Source organism: Pseudoalteromonas denitrificans DSM 6059 (assembly GCF_900112265.1).
In the GTDB taxonomy this organism is placed as follows: Bacteria; Pseudomonadota; Gammaproteobacteria; order Enterobacterales; family Alteromonadaceae; genus Pseudoalteromonas; species Pseudoalteromonas denitrificans.
On sequence record NZ_FOLO01000015.1, the window covers coordinates 33537 to 53489 of the forward strand.

Sequence of the window (19953 nt, forward strand, 5' to 3'; positions counted from 1 at the left end):
CAGGTTTTGTGTGGCAAGTATTTATAATTTTGTTTTTTGAAAAAGCAAGACTGATGGTGAGCTGAATAGGCAATATTAATGGCAGAGTTTTTATGTTAAAAAATAAAATTCAATTTTTACTTAATGATCGTTTAATCTCGTTAAGTGATATCAATCCAAATACCAGTATTTTGCAATACTTGAGATCTTGTACGGGTAAAAGTGGTACTAAAGAAGGTTGCGCATCCGGAGACTGCGGCGCTTGTACCGTTGTGACTGTTGAATATGCTGGTGGAGATTTACGATATAAAAGTTTAAACGCCTGTATTAGTTTATTACCGAGTTTGCATGGCAAACAGTTACTCACTGTTGAAGACTTACAAGATGGTGATAAGTTACACCCTGTGCAAAAAGCGATGGTTGACTTTCATGGATCCCAATGCGGTTTTTGCACACCGGGTTTTATTATGTCATTGTTTGCTTTACATAAAAACAACCCCGAACCTGAAAAAGCACAAACGTTAGAGGCGCTTGCGGGTAATTTATGCCGTTGTACTGGTTATCGGGCTATTATTGATGCGGCAAGTGCCGCTAAAAATCATGGACCTGACCAATTTGATAGAAATAAAAGAAATACAATAGCTGCTTTAGCTAAAATTCAAAAAACATCACTATTGAAATTAAGTGAAGGTGACCAAGTTGCTTATAGTCCAAGTTCATTATCTGAATTAACTGATTTGATGCTTGCCCACCCTAATGCTCGTATTATTGCTGGCGGCACAGATATCGTACTTGAAATTACACAAATGATGAAAAGTTTAGGTACGATCATTTATGTTGGAAATGTGCCTGAGTTGCAAGAATTTGAAGAAAGTGATGCGCAGTTTACCTTAGGTGCAGCTTTACCTTTTAGTGATTTTACACCAAGTATTGCAACACACTACCATGAATTTGGAGAAATGATTGAGCGTATTGGTTCACTACAAATTCGTAATCAAGGTACTTTAGGAGGTAATATTGGTAACGCTTCTCCTATAGCTGATACACCTCCGGTATTAATTGCACTGGATGCTAAGTTGAATTTACGTTTGGGTAATAAAAATAGAATCATTTCAATAGAAGACTATTTCATCGATTATAAAAAAACATCTCAACAAAAAAGTGAGTTTATTCAAAGTATTATTATTCCAAAAGCGAAAGAAAATAGTTATTTAAAGGTATATAAAATATCAAAACGTTTTGATGATGATATTTCGGCAGTATTAGCAGCATTTAACCTAGTTATTGAAGATGATGTTGTTAAAAGTGTTCGTATTGCATTTGGAGGTATGGCAGGGACCCCCAAGCGTGCTATTAAATGTGAAAAAGAATTAATTGGAAAGCCTTGGACTCAAGCTAGTATTGAAAATGGGATGCAAGCATTAGAGCAAGACTTTACCCCTATGAGTGATGTACGCGCTTCGGCGAATTACCGCATGGTCGTTGCTAAAAACTTATTACAAAAAGCTTTTATCGAAATTACTCAGCCAACGATTAATACGGGAGTTGTTCAATATGCGTAAGTTAGCTCAACTTCAAGATAAAACCTCAAGCAAAATTACTGGAAAAGTAGGTGTTTCACGTAAGCATGAAAGCGCTGATAAACATGTAACTGGTAAAGCATTATATATAGATGATCGACCTCAAATGGCGAACCAACTTTTTGCTGCTATCGGTCAAACAACGATTGCACATGGTTTAGTTAAATCTATGGATTTAAGTAAAGTCAAAGTGGCACCTGGTGTGGTTGATGTTTTAATTGCGACTGATGTACCTGGTCATTTAGATATAGGCCCAGTATTTAAAGGTGACCCTGTACTAGTGTTAGATAAAGTCGAATTTATGGGCCAAGCTTTATTTGCTGTTGCTGCAACAAGTCATGAAGCGGCGGTTAAAGCGGCAAAGTTAGCGATTGTAGAATATGAAGAAATTGAACCAGTTTTGTCGGTAAAAGAGGCCTTATCTAAGCAAAATTTTGTACGCCCACCTCATACTCAAAAGAGAGGCGATGCCGTTTCAGCCATTAATGCCAGTAAACATATTTTAGAAGGGAAGTTAAAAATAGGAGGGCAAGAACACTTTTATTTAGAAAGCCAAATTTCAAGTGCAGAGCCAACAGAAGATGGTGGCATGATGATTTATAGCTCAAGCCAGCACCCCAGTGAGGTGCAAAAGCTTGTTGCTGAAGTGTTAGGTATTTCTTTTAATAAAGTTGTGGTCGATATGCGCCGTATGGGGGGAGGTTTTGGTGGTAAAGAAACACAAGCTGCGCCTTGGGCTTGTATTGCGGCATTATTAGCAAATAAAACGGGTCGCTGTGTCAAATTACGTTTAAATCGCGTTGATGATATGACCTTAACAGGAAAGCGTCACCCTTTTGAAAATGATTATAAAGTGGGTTTTGATGAGCAAGGCTTGATCAAAGGCATTGAGTTTAACATTAATGGAAATTGTGGTTATTCACCTGACTTATCTGATGCGATTGTCGACCGTGCGATGTTTCATAGCGATAACGCTTATTTTTTAGAAAATGCGCATGTTGTTGGTAATCGTTGTAAAACAAATACGGTATCTCATACAGCATATCGTGGCTTTGGTGGTCCGCAAGGCATGATCTCCATTGAAGGTGTGATGGATGATATTGCTCGAAAAGTGGATAAAGACCCATTAGAAATACGAAAGCTAAATTTATATGGGCAAAATGATCGAAACATTACTCATTATGGTCAAACGGTAGAACATAATATTCTGCCTATGATGATAAACAAACTTGAAAATGATTGTGAGTATCAAAAGCGACGAACTGAAATTACACAGTTTAATAAAATCAATACTTTCTTGAAAAAAGGGATAGCACTCACGCCCGTCAAATTTGGTATCTCTTTTACTGTTCAGCATTTAAATCAAGCTGGCGCATTAATTCATTTATATACCGATGGTTCCATACAGTTAAATCACGGTGGCACTGAAATGGGGCAAGGATTAAATACTAAAATTGCTCAGGTTGTTGCGCAAGAGTTTCAGGTTGATATAGATAATATTATTGTTTGTTCGACAAGAACCGATAAAGTGCCTAATACTTCACCTACAGCAGCATCCTCGGGCACAGATTTAAATGGTAAAGCAGCACAAAATGCAGCCATTATCTTGAAAAATAGATTAATTGAGTTTACTTGTGAGCATTTTTCAGTTGAACAAAACGATGTGATTTTTAGTGATAACCAAGTTCATATTAGTAATGTTAAGCAATTGAGTTTTGCTGAGTTAGTACAGTTGGCTTATATGAATCGTATTTCATTATCTTCTACAGGATTTTATAAAACGCCAAAAATATATTATGACCGTGACAAAGCAAATGGTCGTCCTTTTTTCTATTTTGCTAATGGTGTTGCATGTTCTGAGGTTGTGATTGATACCTTAACCGGAGAATACAAAGTAGCGCGTGTTGATGTCTTACATGACGTTGGAGATTCTTTAAACCCCGCCATAGATTTAGGACAAATTGAAGGAGCCTTCGTGCAAGGCATGGGCTGGCTCACAACGGAAGAATTAATTTGGAATGAAAAAGGTCGTCTTGTGAGTAATAACCCTGCAACCTATAAAATACCTGCAATTGCTGATATGCCTGAAGTTTTTAATGTTGAGCTATTGCAAAATGAACCGAATGCAGAGGCAACAATTTATAACTCTAAAGCGGTAGGTGAACCGCCATTTATGTTGGCAATTTCGGTTTGGTCGGCGTTACGAGACGCGGTTTCAAGTGTAAGCGACTACAAAGCGAGTCCTATTTTAAATACTCCTGCGACACCTGAGCGCGTGCTAATGGCTGTACAACAAATGAAATCACTTTAGGTGAACGTCATGATGATACCAAATACGAACTGGATTGATGCCGTCAAAGAGCTGAGCACTAAAGGCGAAGCTTATATAATAGTCACAATACTTGGTGTTCAGGGGTCTGCGCCACGTAATAGCGGCACTAAAATGGTCGTGAGTCAAAATGCGGTATTTGACACTATTGGTGGAGGGCATTTAGAGCACAAGGCTACAAAAATAGCATTGGAATTTCTAGCTAAAGGTGAGCAAGCGCAGCATTTAGAGCATTTTCCTTTAGGTCCTAAATTAGGTCAGTGTTGTGGCGGTACTACAAGTATCTTGTTTGAAAGTTTTGTAAGTAGTCATATTAATATTATGTTATTTGGTGCAGGACATGTTGGGCATGCAATTGCACCCATGTTAGCTGGATTACCTGTAAAGTTATTTTGGGTTGATGAACGTGAAGAACTTTTTCCTAAAATAGTTGCAACAAATACGCAACATCTCGTCTGTGACAATCCTGTTGATGAAGTTGTTAATATGCCTGCAAATAGTTATTACTTAGTGCTTACGCATAACCATCAAAGGGATTTTGATATTTGTAGTGCAGTACTCAAGCGAAATGATTTTACATATTTAGGTTTGATAGGTTCTGATACTAAGTGGAAACGGTTTCAGCACAGGTTTGAACATAGAGGTTTTGCAAAAGAGCAAGTGAAAAAAATAGTGTGTCCAGTGGGGCTCAGTAATGTTCAGGGGAAACTCCCAATGGAAGTTGCAGTTTCTATTGTTGGTGAAATTATTACGCTGTATCAATCACAATTAAAACCGACTGAGAATAAACAAGGCATAGATTGGACTGAACTAAAATCATTAGTGAATGAACAAGAAGTACTTGTTGAATAAATCAATTAGTTAAAGGAAAAATAATGCTTAGCAGTGATACCAAAAATTCAAATAATAGTAATTATTTTGCCATTAGAAGTCAGCGCGTAGTGACTTCTAATGGGATAATCGCTGCTACTGTTATTGTTAAAAATGGCCTTATTGATTCAATTGATACTTATGATTGTCAGTTGCAATGCCCTGTAGATGATATTGGCAATAAAGTACTCATGCCTGGTTTGGTTGATAGTCATGTACATATAAATGAACCCGGTCGTACTGAATGGGAAGGTTTCAACACTGCGACACAAGCTGCGGCTGCTGGTGGCATCACAACTTTAGTTGATATGCCACTTAACTGCATTCCAGTCACAATAAATAAAAAAGCTTTTGATGAAAAGTTAGCTGCTGTTAGTGATAAGTTATGGGTCGATTGTGGTTTTTGGGGAGGGGTAATACCTGACAGTATTAATGATTTAGAAGCACTTTTAGAGGCGGGAGTATTGGGGGTCAAATCATTTTTAATAGACTCAGGCATTGCTGAATTCCCAAACATGCAAGCTGATGATTTACGAAAAGCAATGCCCATTTTAGCCAAGCACAATGTTCCCTATTTAATTCATGCAGAGCTTGATTGCACTAATAATGAACCTGCTGAAATAGGACGAAGTTATCAGAGCTTTTTAGCATCAAGGCCTAAATCTTGGGAAAATGATGCGATTAATATGATGATAAATTTAAATCGTGAAGTGAAAAAAAAAGGTTTAGATTGTCATGTGCATATCGTGCATTTATCAAGTGCAGAAGCGATTAGTAACATTAAAAAAGCACGAGCAGAAGGTCAAAAATTAACAATTGAAACTTGTCCGCATTATTTAACGCTATTCTCAGAAAGCATTCCCGATGGTAAAACTTTATTTAAATGTTGCCCCCCGATTCGTGAAAATGAAAATCGTCACCAGCTTTGGCAAGGTTTAAAGGAAGGGGTTATTGATTTTATTGTCTCAGATCATTCACCTTGTACACCGCAACTAAAACATATAGATACAGGAGATATTGAAAAAGCCTGGGGAGGAATTTCAGCATTGCAGTTTGGTTTACCACTCATTTGGACTCAAGCGAAAGAGAAAGCTTTTGATTTAACCGATATCGCTTATTGGATGAGTGCGCAAACGGCTAAATTTATTGGCATGGATCATATTAAGGGTCATATAAAAGTAGGCTACCATGCTGATTTTATGGTGTTTGATGATGTTACAGAATATAAAATCACCAATGAAATGATTAAACATAAAAATAAAATAACGCCTTATGAAGGACGCACTGTAACAGGTCTAGTAGAGCGTACATATTTACGAGGTCAAATAGTTTACGACAATGACAAATTTATTAATAAACCTGTAGGTCAGCCTTTGTTAAAAGGTCGTTATTGATGAAGAGGTAGACGGGGCTTTAGATAAGTCTGTTTTATTCCATACTTTGCGTGGTTAAGCCCTCGCATTTTTATAGTGAGAAATAAATGAACCAAGAAAAATTGAATACCTATTTCAAGCAAACATTCATTGATTTAGCACAGGCACGTTTAGGTGGTGAAACCTTAAGTTGTAGTGATGATTTTTTTGCTGAAATGGAAAATTTACTTAAACCAGGGCGAGGTATATTTATTGAAGATAAATTTACCGACCGAGGTAAGTGGATGGATGGTTGGGAATCTCGTCGTAGCTATGGTCGGGATAATGGCCGTGATTTTGATTGGTGCATAATTCGTCTTGGCATACCAGGTATTATTAGCGGCTTTGATATTGATACGCATTTTTTTAGGGGAAATGCGCCACAATCAATATCTGTAGAAGCCTGTCACTGTAAAGGTGATATTAAAGATGCTGTTTGGATAACTGTTTTAGAACAAAAATCAACACAAGCGCATAGCCAAAACCTTTTCCTTATTGATGAGTTAGATAATAAAAAACAAGTTTGGACTCATGTAAGACTTAATATTTTTCCTGATGGCGGGGTTGCACGTTTTAGGGTGTTTGGCGAGGCAAAGTTTGAACCTAATAACTTTATTTCAGGGGAGTTAATTGATCTCGCATCCATTAAAAATGGTGCAAAAGCCATGTTATGTTCAGATATGTTTTTTAGCGATAAAAATAATTTAATCATGCCTGAACGGGGTATTAATATGGGAGATGGTTGGGAGACAAAACGACGCCGAGATCCAGGTCCCGATTGGCTGATTGTAAAGCTTGCGCTTGAAGGTGATTTTCAAAAGTTGATTATAGATACAGTGCATTTTAAAGGCAACTTTCCTGATACTTTTTCTTTAGAGGCAAGCAATGGCACGGATGATGATGTACTGGCAGGTAATGTGAAATGGCAAAGTGTTGTTAATAAAACTAAACTATTTGCTGATCGTGAGCATTTATTTATAAGCGATATAATCAGTGAAAAACAGACGTTTAGTCATATTCGATTGAATATATTTCCAGATGGTGGGATTTCTCGATTACGTTTATTTGGTTTACCTAAAGAGAGTTTATGAATTTTAAAGATATCAATCTTATGAGTGAAAGTGATGCTAAAAATGCCTTTATGCAATGTTGCACTTCAAGCATTTGGGTCCATAAGATGGTTCAATCTCGTCCTTTTAATGATTTGAATTCTTTATTTGAAGCCGCAAATTTACATTGGCTAGATTTAACAGAAGCCGATTATTTAGAGGCATTTGACGGTCATCCTAAAATTGGTAATGTAAATAGTTTAGTGAAAAAATATGCTGATACTAAAACACTTGCTGCTGGTGAACAATCGGGCATGAATGCAGCTAATGAGCTAACTATAAAGGCACTTGCAAAAGGTAATGATGATTATTTATCTAAGTTTGGCTTTATATTCATAGTATGTGCAACAGGAAAGAGCGCCGCGAAAATGTTGGCTTTATTACAAAAGCGCATAATTAATGATCGTGAAACTGAACTTGAAAATGCAGCAGAAGAGCAACGTAAAATATTTCATATCAGATTAAATAAATACGCGTAGGGAAAGCTTATGAGTCAAATTACAACACATGTACTAGATACAACAAAAGGTTTACCTGCTTGTTCAGTTCCTATTAGGTTATATCAACAAGTTGCACAAGGCTGGCTATTATTGTCGCAGGGAGTAACAAATAAAGATGGTCGAATTGCTGGTTTGTTAGCCGACGATATGACTTTAGCTGCGGGAACTTATCGTATGCATTTTGATACTAAAGTTTATTTTGATTTAATGCAGGAACAAAGTTTTTATCCTTATGTGGATATCGTATTTAGCATAGATGGTAGTGGTAGCCACTATCATATTCCATTGTTATTAACTGCTTATGGTTACTCTACCTATAGGGGCAGTTGAATATGTCTGAAACACATATTTATATTGATGAAAAAGGTTATAAAACGATAGTAGCTAAACCATTAACGGCGACAAATTTTGCTATTTTTGGTGATGTGATCGAATGCAATGAACAGGTTGAAAATTTCACAATTAATCAGGGGTTCACTCGACGTTTTCATAACTTGGCTGATATTGATGTATCCGATAATGATGGTAAAGCAATCATTAGTATTTTTCGAACAATACCTTTAGAACAGCCTATTAGAATAGGTATGATGGAGCGCCACCCTAAAGGTAGTCAAGCATTTATACCCATTGGCAATCAGCCCTATTTAGTGGTTGTTGCACCAAAAGGGGAATTGAACTTAAGCCAAATTCAAGTGTTTATCGCTAGCTCAGATCAGGGCGTTAATTACCATAAAGGTACTTGGCATCACTTCTGTTTAGCGTTAAATGAACAAAGTGATTTTTTGGTGGTAGACAGGTGTGGAGAAGGCAATAATTGTGATGAAATTACTTTTATTGATGAGCAAAAAATTATAATTAAATTTTAATAGTAGAAAATAGTGCAAGGTAAATTAACTATATGAGTAATACAACAAAAGCATTTCGTGGTGAAATTCTTCATTTTTTAAGCGATCCGGCTAAAGACAATGAGCAGAGTTATCAATATTTTGCAGATGGTATTTTAGTGGTGACTAACGGTTTAGTTGAGTCAGTCGGTTTTGCGTGTGATATTTTAACCACTTTAGCAGAAGATGTTGTGGTAAAAAAACATGATAATGGTTTGTTGATCCCGGGTTTTGTTGATACACATATTCATTACCCACAAACACAAATGATAGGCTCATATGGTGAACAATTATTAGAATGGCTTGAAAGCTATACTTTTCCAACTGAGTCTCAATTTGGAGATATTAATTTTGCAAAACCAAGAGCTGAATTCTTTTTGGATCAATTATTAACAAATGGTACAACAACTGCTTTAGTATTTGGCACTGTGCATCCAGAATCTGTCGACGCATTTTTTACACAAGCTGAGCAATTAAATGTACGTATGATATGCGGCAAAGTGATGATGGACCGTAATGCACCTGATAATTTAACCGATACCCCGCAACAAAGTTATGATGAATCAAAAGCCTTAATCGAAAAGTGGCACGGAAAAGGACGCCTACACTATGCGGTAACTCCCCGGTTTGCACCAACCAGTACCAGTGAACAATTAAATAAAGCGGGCCAATTATTACAAGAGTATCCTGATGTATTTATGCATACGCATTTATCTGAAAATAAAAATGAGTGTGCTTGGGTGAACGATTTATTCCCTGAATGTAAAAATTATTTAGATGTATATGATCAACATGGTTTGTTAAGTAAACGTAGTATCTTTGCTCATGGTATTCATTTATGTGATGACGAATATCAAAGACTCAGTGATACAGATTCAGCTTTATCTTATTGTCCAACTTCAAATTTATTTTTAGGCAGTGGTTTGTTTAACTTAAACAAGGCGCAAGAATTTGATATTGATGTTGGATTAGGAACCGACGTTGGTGCTGGTACTAGCTTTTCACAATTACAAAGTTTAAATGAAGCTTATAAAATTCAACAGCTTCGTGGTGAAAAGTTAACATCACTTAAATCATTTTATTTAGCAACTTTAGGCGGTGCAAAAGCATTAGATTTAGATGATAAAATTGGCAATTTTAGCAAAGGAAAAGAAGCGGATTTTATAGTACTAGATTATCAATCAACAGATTTAATGCGTGTTCGAATGAACAATGCAAAAGACATTATTGAACGTTTATTTGTATTAAGTACATTAGGAGACGACAGAGCTGTGAGTAAAACTTATGTTATGGGCGAATTGGCTCATGATAGAGAGAATAAAAAAATCTCAGCTTTATAAGTATTTTTGTAGAGAGTCTTTTAGGTTAAATTTTATGATAAAAACGAGGCTAATATCTCGTTTAACAATGAATAAATGCAATAAATTAAAGGTAAAACAATAATAATAATTCACATGTTTTGAGGCTGTTTTAGTCTCAAACATGTAGAGTATACTGGAGATCAGCATGAGTCCATATGTTACTGAATGGGTCAATTTAATTTTACGTTTTACCCATGTAATAACAGGAATAGCCTGGATAGGCGCGTCATTTTATTTTGTATGGCTAGATAATCATTTAGAAAAGCCACCTAGTTGGAAATCGGATAAAGGCATAGGCGGTGATTTATGGGCCATTCATGGGGGAGGTTTTTATGAAATAGCTAAATATAAACATGCTCCTGAAAAAATGCCTGAATTACTACATTGGTTTAAGTGGGAAGCTTACAGTACCTGGCTAACGGGTTTTGTACTATTAAGTTTGATGTTTTATGTTGGAGCCGATATTTATTTGATAGACCCTAGCATTGCTCAATTAAGTCAAATGCAGGCAATTACTATTGGGTTAAGTGTTATAGTGGGTGGTTGGGTTGTTTATGATGTTTTATGCAGAACTAAACTTGCCAATCATAGCCTCATTCTCGGCATTATATTAATGGCATTAATTACGGGGTTATCGTATATATTAAGTGAAACATTTAGTGCTCGTGGAGCCTTTATGCATATTGGAGCTGTGATTGGCACTGTTATGGCCGGCAACGTATTTTTTACTATTATGCCTTCACAACGCGCTTTAGTTACATCTGTTGCGCAAGGTGAACCTGTAGATCCAAGTTGGGGTGCTAAAGCAAAATTACGATCCACTCATAATACCTACGCGACACTTCCGCTTGTTTTTATAATGATCAGCAATCATTATCCCATGATTTTTAATCATGAATATAACTGGCTAGTGCTTATGGTGATTTTTGTAATAACGGGTGCAATTCGCCAATATTTTGTGGCAAAACATAAAGGTAATCAAAATTCATTGGTTTTAGTTGCGGCTGTAATTTCAGGCATTAGCCTTGCTATCTTCATTGCGCCAAATACGACGATATCTAAACTTGAAAGGCAAGATTTGAAAAGCCAAACTGTTGATCTACAAAAAATAAAAAGCATCATTACTCATCGCTGCACCAGTTGTCATTCAAGTTCACCTACTGATGATGTTTTCACCGTAGCTCAAGGAGGTGTCATGTTTGATAATTTATCGCAAATGAGTCGTTGGGCTCCAAGAATCCAAGCGCGTGCAATTGAAGCTAAAGATATGCCGTTTATGAATAAAACAAATATAGAAGATAGTGAGCGTAATTATATTGCTTTATGGATAGCGCTAGGTGCACCCGTTAAATAGCGCTAGCTCAATGGGTTGAAATTACTTATAATTTACTTTTTATTACGTATCTTTAATCATTTATGACCGAAATTGATGTTTTACAAAATAGACGAAAAGAACCTGCTGGTCGTATTCGCCAGAAAAATCAAATTGTCATAATTGCAGCTGCAGAAGAAGAGTTTCTTAACTTTGGCTTTAAAGGCGCTTCAATGAAGCGCATCGCTGAGCGTGCCCAGTTACCGCGCGCAAATATTCATTATTATTTTAAAAACAAGTTAGATTTATATGGCGCTGTTTTGGGAGATATTGTTGAAATATGGGATGCAACTATATCTGATATTAATGCTGATGATGATCCAAAAGAAACTTTAACAGCCTATATTCGTGCTAAGGTCATGTCGTCTAAAAATAACCCGAAGGCATCTCGTATATTTGCCAGTGAAATGATCCATGGCGCACCGCATTTAAGCCACTTTATCAGTCATGATTTTAGAAATTCAATTAAACATAAGGCTGATGCCATTCAAGCCTGGATAGATCAAGGTAAAATGGATCCCATTGACCCTATGCATTTATTGTTTTTTATCTGGGGTTCTACGCAGCATTATGCCGACTTTGGTGTTCAAGTTTTAGCTGCTATGGATAAGGATTCATTGTCGGATGATGATTTTGAAGATATCAATGAATCACTCACACAATTGATTTTAAAGGGCTGTGGACTAAAGTAATTCAAATAAGTTCAGACAGTTACAATTAAAAATTATAAAAAGACAAACACACAAACGGAAACACAATGAAATATTTATGTATTTATCACAAAAATTGTTCAGATGGCTTTGGGGCTGCTTTAGCTGTTAAGCAATACTGTGATGAAAATCAACTTGATTGTGATTTTATTGCTGCACAACATGGCGATAAAGCACCGGATGTAAGCAATAAACATGTATTTATTGTTGATTTTTCGTATTCGAGGGAAGTGATACTTACATTAGAAAAAAGCGCTGCATCTTTATTAGTTATAGATCATCATAAAACAGCTGAAGAAGCATTGGCAGGTTTAGATTGTTGTGTTTTTGATATGAATCGTTCTGGTGCCGTATTGGCGTGGCAACATCTATTACCTGAAAGACCCGTTCCTACCTTACTTGCATATATTCAAGATCGTGATTTATGGCATTGGCAACTACCAAGCAGTAAAGCAGTATCGGCAGCTTTGCAAACATGCGCTATGGAATTTGAAGTATGGGAACAATATTTAGACGAAGATAAACTACTCGATTTGATTAGCAAAGGCGAAGCGATTGTTGATTACCAAAATAAACAAATTGAGCGTGCCACTAAACCTAAGAATGTTGAAATGATAGAGATTGCGGGTTATCAGGTGCCATGTGTTAATACGAACAGTCTTTCAAGTGAGATTGGCAATGAACTCGCAAAAGGTCATCCATTTGCTGCTATGTATTGTGACTCATCAGATAAACGTATTTTCTCACTTAGGTCTGATGTTGATGGCGTTGATGTGGCTAATATTGCAAAACTTTTTGGTGGCGGAGGGCATTTTCATGCGGCAGGTTTTGCTGTCGATAAACCTAAAATCTCTTTGGGTTTAGTTTCACACTTTGAAAACCCTGAAAAATAGCATTCAGGGTTTAGTTACTACAGCTAATATTATTCTAAATGGTGTTAGTTAAACGATAGTCATTCTCAGAATTGTTTTTAAACGCTCAGGTGGAATGCGCCTTGGATCGGAAATATGTATTTCACAATGCTCACCTAAAGCTGATAAGTTATTCTCAACTGCAAAAGCTGACATCTGCTTAATACTGAGATATTCATCTTCATAAGCACCAATATGTAACATTTGTATGCATGGGCCAAACTCATGCTCTATCATCATTACCTTATTTACGCTGGGTGTTTTGCCTTTTTCGAATAATGCTTTAGCGGCTTGTTTTAAATCTGTCATTTCAACATGGCTGGGAGTGCGGATCATTAATTGCCAATGCCATAAGGTTTTATCTATTTCACTTAAACATTGCTCACTACCACAGAAGTAACGTGCCTCTAATTTGCAAATAACATAATCACCTTTATTTTGCTTTTTACGTGTCATTTTTATGGTGTAAGCCATAGCATAAAGCGCGTTAATAGCATCTTCAAAACTTGCCTCTCCTGGAGCGCCAATTCCATTAATCACTAAATAGTTTGCCATCGTAATTTCATTTAGGATAGGTTCTTTTGATGCAATGTAGTCAGCTTTATGTAATTTAAATAAATCAATTTTATCCATGTTTAATTATCCTTTTAATGGAATGTAAATATCAGTTACTAAATCTTCAGGGTCAGTCGACTCAGGGTCATTTAAGTAAATTTCAAAACAAGGTTTATTGGCTGGTTCATAATCACTTTGACTTAACCATTGACCAAAAAATTGACGATAAGTTTGGGATAGCTTTCCATAAGGTCCTATATGAGTTATGACCGCATATTTTCCAGCACAGATTGTTTTGGTTCCAACTTCCTCTATTGGTTTAAATGATCTTGTTACACTAATACAGGCATCATATCGTAACTTTTCTGCTGCAATAACGTCTGGATCATCAAAGCTGACCCCTATCATTTTTGCATTTCCACCTAATAAACCCTCAGGCGCTAAGGTGCTACATAAAACATCCCATGCTTTGCCGCACTCTTGGTATGGTCCAGTGTGAGATACAAAAGCGACATAAATATCATCAACTTGTTTGATCATTACATTCATATTTAATTCCTTATCAATAAAAGGTTCAAAGGAGGTAATATATTCATTGGTAACATAACGGATACTCGCTTTTGCCAAGCAAGGATATTTTGTATGTGTAGACTTCCTAAATTTAGAAGGTAACAAGCCTGTTCTAGCTTTAAATACGCGTGAAAATGCCATATCACTTTCATATCCAGCTTGCAGAGCAATTTGTAAAATACTTAATGCGCCAGTTTGTAATTGAATTGCAGCGCGCTCTAAACGTAAACGCCTTACTAGCTCTTTTACTGATTCACCTAGCATGCCACTAAATATGCGATGAAAATGATAAGTAGAAAAACATGCTTGTTCAGCAAGTTCACTTAAGGTTAAATCCTTATCTAAATTTGCTTGAATATAATTAAGCACTTTAACCATACGTGATATATATAATTCCTTGGTTGATACTCGCATCTAGGTTTATATCCATTTATTTTGATTGAAGTATATTGCCATACCATTGAGTTGTTTCCAGAATATTCTGGTTGGAGTAATATCGTTTTTTTAGTGCAAAGATAACTGATAGTTTTTGCTATTTTACATAATAAAAAATAGAGTGAGCAATAAAGCTTCTTCATATGCGGCATAAACATGTGCGGGGGTGATTGGCATTTTAGCTGATAGTGCTAGAGGATGAACAAATGAAAATCCATTTCGCCGAAATAAGTCTTTGAGCAGTATTTGGTTAATTATTGTTACGGTAAATACATGACTAGGCTTTATATCATCCTCATTTAATGGAATATAATAAGGTCTTTTAGGGTATTCAATACCGAACTTTAAATGAGCTGTATTGGCTAATGTTGCAAATAAATTTTGTGCATTGATAAATACATCTCTTGGTTCTACGTGAGCATAAGCCTCATAATGAATAATGGGTATTTCTTTTTTTTCTTTTTTTAATGCTATGCGCAAATTGTCTTTTAAATTTTGAACTACTAAAAATGGATATTTAGGCGTCAGCTTTTGTGTTATTAGTTCGTCTAATATTAAATTAGATGCAACGAGCATTCTCAATACATCAGCAGGGTGTTTTTCCTTATTTCCTTTATTTTCAAATTTGATATTAGGGAATAATGTTTTAATATTTTTTTGTACAGTTTTAATTAGTTGATATACATGTTTAGGTTGTATCTCTTCATTTGGAAAATCAGTACGCTGAAAATGAGTCACTCCTGATTTTATAAATAAAATAGCTACTTTTTCATTTAGGGCTGTTGTAATAGCGTAAACATGTAATGGTTGCGTATTTGAAAGTTCAATTGGTTGAATTCTACCTATATTCATATTTTTATTAAGCTTATCAATTGCTTTTTTTAGAGCTAAAGCTTCAGAATAAACATGATTAGAGGTCAACTTTTGAGTTGCGTTAATACTTTGAGTAAATAAAAAAAATAATATTATTGTTAATTTGAATAAGTGAGAAATCATAAGGTTAATCAGTGTGATTGTTACTTTAATAATAGTAGATAAGATATTTTCATTGAGCAAATTTACAAAATTAAAATGGCTCTAAAGTCATTTACATTAGTGAGTGTTGGTCCTGTCACGATTAGTTGTTCAGTTGCTTGAAAAAAACTATAAGCATCATTATTTTTAAGATAAGTTTCAAGGTTAAGCTTTTTACTTTTGGCAATTTGATACGTCAGGGGTGTTAATAAACATCCAGCATTATTTTCAGAGCCATCTATGCCATCGGTATCTGCTGCAAGTGCATAAATATTTTTATTGTGTTGCAGTGCAATTGCTAAACTTAATAAAAATTCAGCGTTACGTCCACCTCGACCGTTTCCTTTAACTGTTACTGTGGTTTCACCGCCAGATAAGATGATGCAAGGGGTGGGAATTGGTTGATTATTTTTGACTATATTTAAACTGAGGGCAGCATGTTCTCTGGCAATCTCTTTTGATTCCCCTTCAATTTCATCTCCTAAAACTAAAGTGTTTAAACCCGCTGATTTTGCTTTTATTTGCGCAGCGTTTAGCGCACCTTTTGCTGTGGCGATTAAGGTGAATTTATTATTTATAAAAGCGGGATGGTCTTCTTTTAAAGTTTCTGATTGTGGGTTGTTAAGCCAATTTCTTACATTGTCAGGTATATTAATTTTATATTTGATGAGTATTTTTAATGCTTGATCTGAAGTTGTCGGATCCGCAACTGTGGGGCCTGAAGCAATGGTACTTGCTTCATCATTTGGTACATCTGAAATCGCATAAGTATGAATAGTGGCAGGAAAACAAGCTTGTGCTAATTGGCCTCCTTTTATTGCAGATAAATGTTTTCGTACACAGTTTATCTCATTTATGTTTGCACCTGATTTAAGTAAGGCTTTAGTGATTACTTTTTTGTCACTGAAGTTAATGCTAGGTGCTGGTAGTGATAATAAAGATGACCCTCCCCCTGAAATTAAACAAATAACCAGATCACTTTTAGTTAAATTTTTTACAAGTTGTAAAATACGTTTAGTGACTTCTTGACCTGTTTCATCAGGTACTGGGTGTGCGGCTTCAATCACGTTTATATGTTCGCAGCTGTGGCTATGACCATAAGGGGCGATCACTAAACCTGATAATGGGCCTTGCCAATGTTGTTCTAGTGCTCCAGCCATAGAAGCAGCTGCTTTTCCAGCTCCAATAACAATTACAGGTTTATTTGTATCATTTGGCAGGTAGTTTGCTAAAACGTCCTTGGGCAGAACTGCTTGAACTGCCATATCAAAAAGGTTTATGAGGAAGTCTTCAGGTTTTATAATCATTTTGAGCTGCTTGTAAACCTTATATATTCACACTTAAAATATTATTTATTAAAACGAACATATTGAATTTACTTAGGAATATGTGCGAATATTCTTCACTACTAAATAAAAACAATTAATTTATTTTATAAACTGTATTTAAAAAAAAGTAAATCAGTGAATTTAAAAAATTGATATAAACCTTCATAAAAATGAAATTTCATAATTTGTATCAAGAACTATTGAATAATAGATTGCTAAATTATTTACTCGAAATTTAATGAAGCATTGAATTTTATATTGGGAATAAAAAATGAATAATATATCTTCAAGGATGACCCTTGGCTTTCCAAAAATTTTTTGGATTGCAAATAGTGTTGAGCTATTAGAGCGTGCTGCATATTACGGTGTGTTTATTGTAATTACTTTATATTTATCACGTATTTTAGGTTTCAGTGATGTAGAAGCTGCTTGGCTGGCAGGTTCGTTTTCTGCTGGTTTATATTTTTTACCGACTTTTACAGGTGCTTTAGCTGATAAGATTGGCTTTAGAAAAGCACTGTTACTGGCATTTGGTTTACTTTCTATTGGGTATGCGAGTTTAGCTATATTTCCTGCATTACTGGAATCCCAAGGATTAGTCGAATATGGACGTGAAGCCGAATATCATGGCTTATTAGAGGCAGATATTCGTTGGGCTATCATTCCAATTTTAATTGTTCTTATGATAGGTGGTTCGTTTATTAAAGCTGTTATCACGGCAACAGTTGCAAAATCTACTTCAGCGGCTACTCGAGCAAAAGGGTTTTCTATCTTTTATATGATGGTAAATATAGGTGCGTTTTCAGGTAAAACAGTTGTAAAACCATTACGAGAATCAATGGGGGATTTAGGCTTAATTAACTTGAATTATTTTGCTGCTAGCATGACCTTAATTGCTTTTTTTAGTATCTTTATTTTTTTTAAAAATGCAGAGTCTAACAGTGATGGAAAATCAATGGGAGAAATTTGGACTGCATTAATGAAAGTGCTTACTAATGGTCGTTTAATAACTTTAATTTTAATCATTACTGGTTTTTGGATGGTACAGCATCAACTGTATGCAACCATGCCAAAATATGTATTACGTATGGCTGGAGAGGGAGCATCACCGTCTTGGTACGCAAATGTAAATCCACTTATTGTATTTTTATCTGTTGGCTTTGTTACTTCCTTAATGAGTAAAAGAAGTGCGTTGTTTTCAATGACAGTTGGTATGTTTATTATGCCGTTATCTGCATTATTAATGGCCTCGGGTAACATGCTTGATGGCAATGTTGATCTAGGATTCATTAAAATGCACCCAATTGCAGCTATGATGATTATTGGTATTGTATTTCAAGGTTTAGCTGAATCATTTATTTCCCCCCGATTTTTAGAGTATTTCTCTTTGCAAGCACCTAAAGGTGAGGAAGGATTATATTTAGGTTTTTCCCATTTACATTCGTTTTTAAGTTCATTACTAGGTTTTGGCTTATCTGGTTACCTTTTAGAAGCGTATTGCCCAGACCCAAGAACGTTTGAAAGTCACGATGCTTGGCAAGCGGCTTCGAGTAATGCTCATTATATTTGGTATGTTTTTGCTGGAATTGCAACAGTATCAGCTATCTCATTGATAATTTATGGGATTGTAATAAAGCGTTTAGATGCAAAAACACAGGAAAGTGCTGCATTGGCAGCAACTTAATTTTATTATTAGCCTGATTTTAATTAGCAAAAGCCCGCAAGCGGGCTTAAATTTTAATTTTAACTAGGTGTAGCAGTTAGTTGAAATTAAAAGCGATAACTTACACCGACACTTGTTTGAAATTGATTTAATAAATCACCATCTAAATGCCACAAACAATTGGTATCAGTTGTTTTATTTGCTACATCACAGGTCGTTTTACTGTTGTTATCTACTATGGTTGATAACCAGCGAGTTTCAAATAATACTCTTGTTGCTTGCGTTAAATGATATTCTACTCCGCCATATAAACCCGCTGCAAAATAGGTATCAGAGTCTTGCCAATTAGGTTTTATTTTATTAATTCCGAGTTGGGCTCCAAAATAACCAGAAACATTTTTTGCTACAGGAAAATCTATGGCGCTTTGAAATAAAAGATAATTAAAGTCTAATTTTTTATCTTGTTGATTTTTTAATTGAGTGGACATTTTAGAATAAAATAGACCATATTTAGCATCCGTTATGCTTTTTTCTATGGTTAAATTAAAATGAGTATCATCTTTTATTTCAATCTTTTGTGATTCTATAGTTTCAAGCCTTTGACTAAAGCTTTGTCCTACTGCGCCACCGATAATAATTTTTGCATTTGAATAGGGTGTAAAAGATATTAACAAGCCCGCCACGAGAGTGGATAAAATAGTTTTTTGCATTCTTAATTCCTTTGAAGCTAAGCTACATCCAAACGACTTTTTGAGTGGGTATTTGGGCTCTGCTTGTGTATATATAATGTATGTACTTTTTATTGGGACTAAGAGTATCAAACAAATGCAATGAAAATAAGCTTTAACTTAAAAGCAATCTTCATTATGCTGATGATATTTTTAAGTGATAACAAAATACTATGAGTCATAAAATTTTAATTTTAAGTTTTCTTTTTTTATCAGGATGTTCTGATAATGCAGGAAAAGTGAGTTTAGGTTTGTTTACGACAAAAGATGTGGTGATAAAAGCGAATATTGACCCAAAACTACCGGGTGTAACATGTCATATTAGCCATATTGAAGCTGACTTAGATTTTTCGGACCCATCGGATATGTCTATTGCATGTCGTCAAACAGGTCCTATTTTAGCTGAACAAATGCAAAAAATTGATTTTTCAAAAAATGGTGAAGTGGTTTTTAAAGAATCAAAAAGTATTTTATTTAAGAGTCTTAAAGTGAGACGTATATATGATGATAGTGCTAAAACATTAATGTATCTATCGTATTCAACAAAAGAATCAAGTGGTAGTCATCATCATGCTTTATCAACAGTACCTCTTTATAATACCCAAGCTTGGCAATGGGCTAATCAACCAATAAAGAAATAATT

Annotated in this window: 19 protein-coding genes; 14 read left to right on the plus strand and 5 right to left on the minus strand. The window is 35.4% G+C overall.

Features of this window, described 5'->3' with window-relative positions; genetic code table 11:
- Positions 1–92 precede the first annotated feature (92 nt).
- The 12 genes from xdhA to BM088_RS11315 all read left to right on the plus strand — a co-directional run bounded on the left by xdhA (position 93) and on the right by BM088_RS11315 (position 12999).
- Positions 93–1541 carry a xanthine dehydrogenase small subunit gene (gene xdhA, locus BM088_RS11260; RefSeq protein WP_091983731.1) on the plus strand — a complete coding sequence of 483 codons (1449 nt, stop codon included), beginning with the start codon at positions 93–95 and terminating at the stop codon, positions 1539–1541.
- Positions 1534–3870, plus strand: a complete 2337-nt coding sequence (gene xdhB, locus BM088_RS11265; RefSeq protein WP_091983733.1) for a xanthine dehydrogenase molybdopterin binding subunit — start codon at positions 1534–1536, stop codon at positions 3868–3870. Before xdhA ends, xdhB begins: the two co-directional genes overlap by 8 nt.
- A gap of 9 nt (positions 3871–3879) precedes the next feature.
- Positions 3880–4740: a xanthine dehydrogenase accessory protein XdhC gene (gene xdhC, locus BM088_RS11270; protein ID WP_245763808.1), complete on the plus strand. Its 861-nt coding sequence runs from the start codon at positions 3880–3882 to the stop codon at positions 4738–4740.
- Positions 4741–4763: 23 nt separating this feature from the next.
- Complete coding sequence (allB, locus tag BM088_RS11275; RefSeq protein ID WP_091983735.1) at positions 4764–6152, plus strand: allantoinase AllB; 1389 nt, start codon at positions 4764–4766, stop codon at positions 6150–6152.
- An 86-nt stretch (positions 6153–6238) separates the two neighbouring features.
- A complete protein-coding gene (alc, locus tag BM088_RS11280) occupies positions 6239–7261 on the plus strand; it encodes an allantoicase (protein ID WP_091983737.1) in 1023 nt (340 codons plus the stop codon).
- Positions 7258–7758, plus strand: a complete 501-nt coding sequence (gene uraD, locus BM088_RS11285; protein WP_091983739.1) for a 2-oxo-4-hydroxy-4-carboxy-5-ureidoimidazoline decarboxylase — start codon at positions 7258–7260, stop codon at positions 7756–7758. Before alc ends, uraD begins: the two co-directional genes overlap by 4 nt.
- Positions 7759–7767: 9 nt before the next feature.
- Positions 7768–8109, plus strand: coding sequence for a hydroxyisourate hydrolase (uraH, locus tag BM088_RS11290; protein WP_091983742.1), 342 nt, complete (start codon positions 7768–7770; stop codon positions 8107–8109).
- A gap of 2 nt (positions 8110–8111) precedes the next feature.
- Positions 8112–8645: an ureidoglycolate lyase gene (locus BM088_RS11295; RefSeq protein WP_091983745.1), complete on the plus strand. Its 534-nt coding sequence runs from the start codon at positions 8112–8114 to the stop codon at positions 8643–8645.
- 32 nt (positions 8646–8677) lie between these two features.
- Positions 8678–10003: a guanine deaminase gene (gene guaD, locus BM088_RS11300; protein ID WP_091983747.1), complete on the plus strand. Its 1326-nt coding sequence runs from the start codon at positions 8678–8680 to the stop codon at positions 10001–10003.
- Between the two features lie 166 nt (positions 10004–10169).
- The gene (locus BM088_RS11305) at positions 10170–11378 is read left to right on the plus strand and encodes a urate hydroxylase PuuD (RefSeq protein WP_091983749.1); all 1209 of its coding nucleotides are present in this window, start codon (positions 10170–10172) and stop codon (positions 11376–11378) included.
- Positions 11379–11440: 62 nt separating this feature from the next.
- Complete coding sequence (locus tag BM088_RS11310; RefSeq protein ID WP_091983751.1) at positions 11441–12088, plus strand: TetR/AcrR family transcriptional regulator; 648 nt, start codon at positions 11441–11443, stop codon at positions 12086–12088.
- Positions 12089–12153: 65 nt separating this feature from the next.
- A complete protein-coding gene (locus BM088_RS11315; protein WP_091983753.1) occupies positions 12154–12999 on the plus strand; it encodes a hypothetical protein in 846 nt (281 codons plus the stop codon).
- A 48-nt stretch (positions 13000–13047) separates the two neighbouring features.
- On the opposite strand, the gene BM088_RS11320 is transcribed toward BM088_RS11315, so the two are convergent.
- From BM088_RS11320 to BM088_RS11335, 4 genes are all read right to left on the minus strand, one after another.
- The gene (locus tag BM088_RS11320; RefSeq protein WP_091983755.1) at positions 13048–13650 is read right to left on the minus strand and encodes a GyrI-like domain-containing protein; all 603 of its coding nucleotides are present in this window, start codon (positions 13648–13650) and stop codon (positions 13048–13050) included.
- Positions 13651–13656: 6 nt separating this feature from the next.
- Entirely contained in the window at positions 13657–14556 is a 900-nt protein-coding gene (locus BM088_RS11325) for an AraC family transcriptional regulator (protein ID WP_091983757.1), read from the minus strand.
- Positions 14557–14679: 123 nt separating this feature from the next.
- Positions 14680–15573, minus strand: a complete 894-nt coding sequence (locus BM088_RS11330; RefSeq protein ID WP_143085065.1) for a hypothetical protein — start codon at positions 15571–15573, stop codon at positions 14680–14682.
- 62 nt (positions 15574–15635) lie between these two features.
- Positions 15636–16898, minus strand: coding sequence for a glycerate kinase type-2 family protein (locus BM088_RS11335; protein WP_091983762.1), 1263 nt, complete (start codon positions 16896–16898; stop codon positions 15636–15638).
- A 292-nt stretch (positions 16899–17190) separates the two neighbouring features.
- Here BM088_RS11335 and BM088_RS11340 point away from each other — a divergent pair, with 292 nt between their 5' ends.
- Positions 17191–18603, plus strand: coding sequence for an MFS transporter (locus BM088_RS11340; RefSeq protein ID WP_091983765.1), 1413 nt, complete (start codon positions 17191–17193; stop codon positions 18601–18603).
- An 86-nt stretch (positions 18604–18689) separates the two neighbouring features.
- Here the strand turns inward: BM088_RS11340 and BM088_RS11345 are convergent, their stop codons facing one another.
- Positions 18690–19292, minus strand: coding sequence for an outer membrane beta-barrel protein (locus tag BM088_RS11345; RefSeq protein ID WP_091983767.1), 603 nt, complete (start codon positions 19290–19292; stop codon positions 18690–18692).
- A 191-nt stretch (positions 19293–19483) separates the two neighbouring features.
- On the opposite strand from BM088_RS11345, the gene BM088_RS11350 reads away from it, so the two are divergent.
- On the plus strand, positions 19484–19951 hold the full coding sequence (locus BM088_RS11350) for a CreA family protein (RefSeq protein WP_091983769.1): 468 nt from the start codon (positions 19484–19486) through the stop codon (positions 19949–19951).
- The last annotated feature ends 2 nt before the right edge of the window (positions 19952–19953 follow it).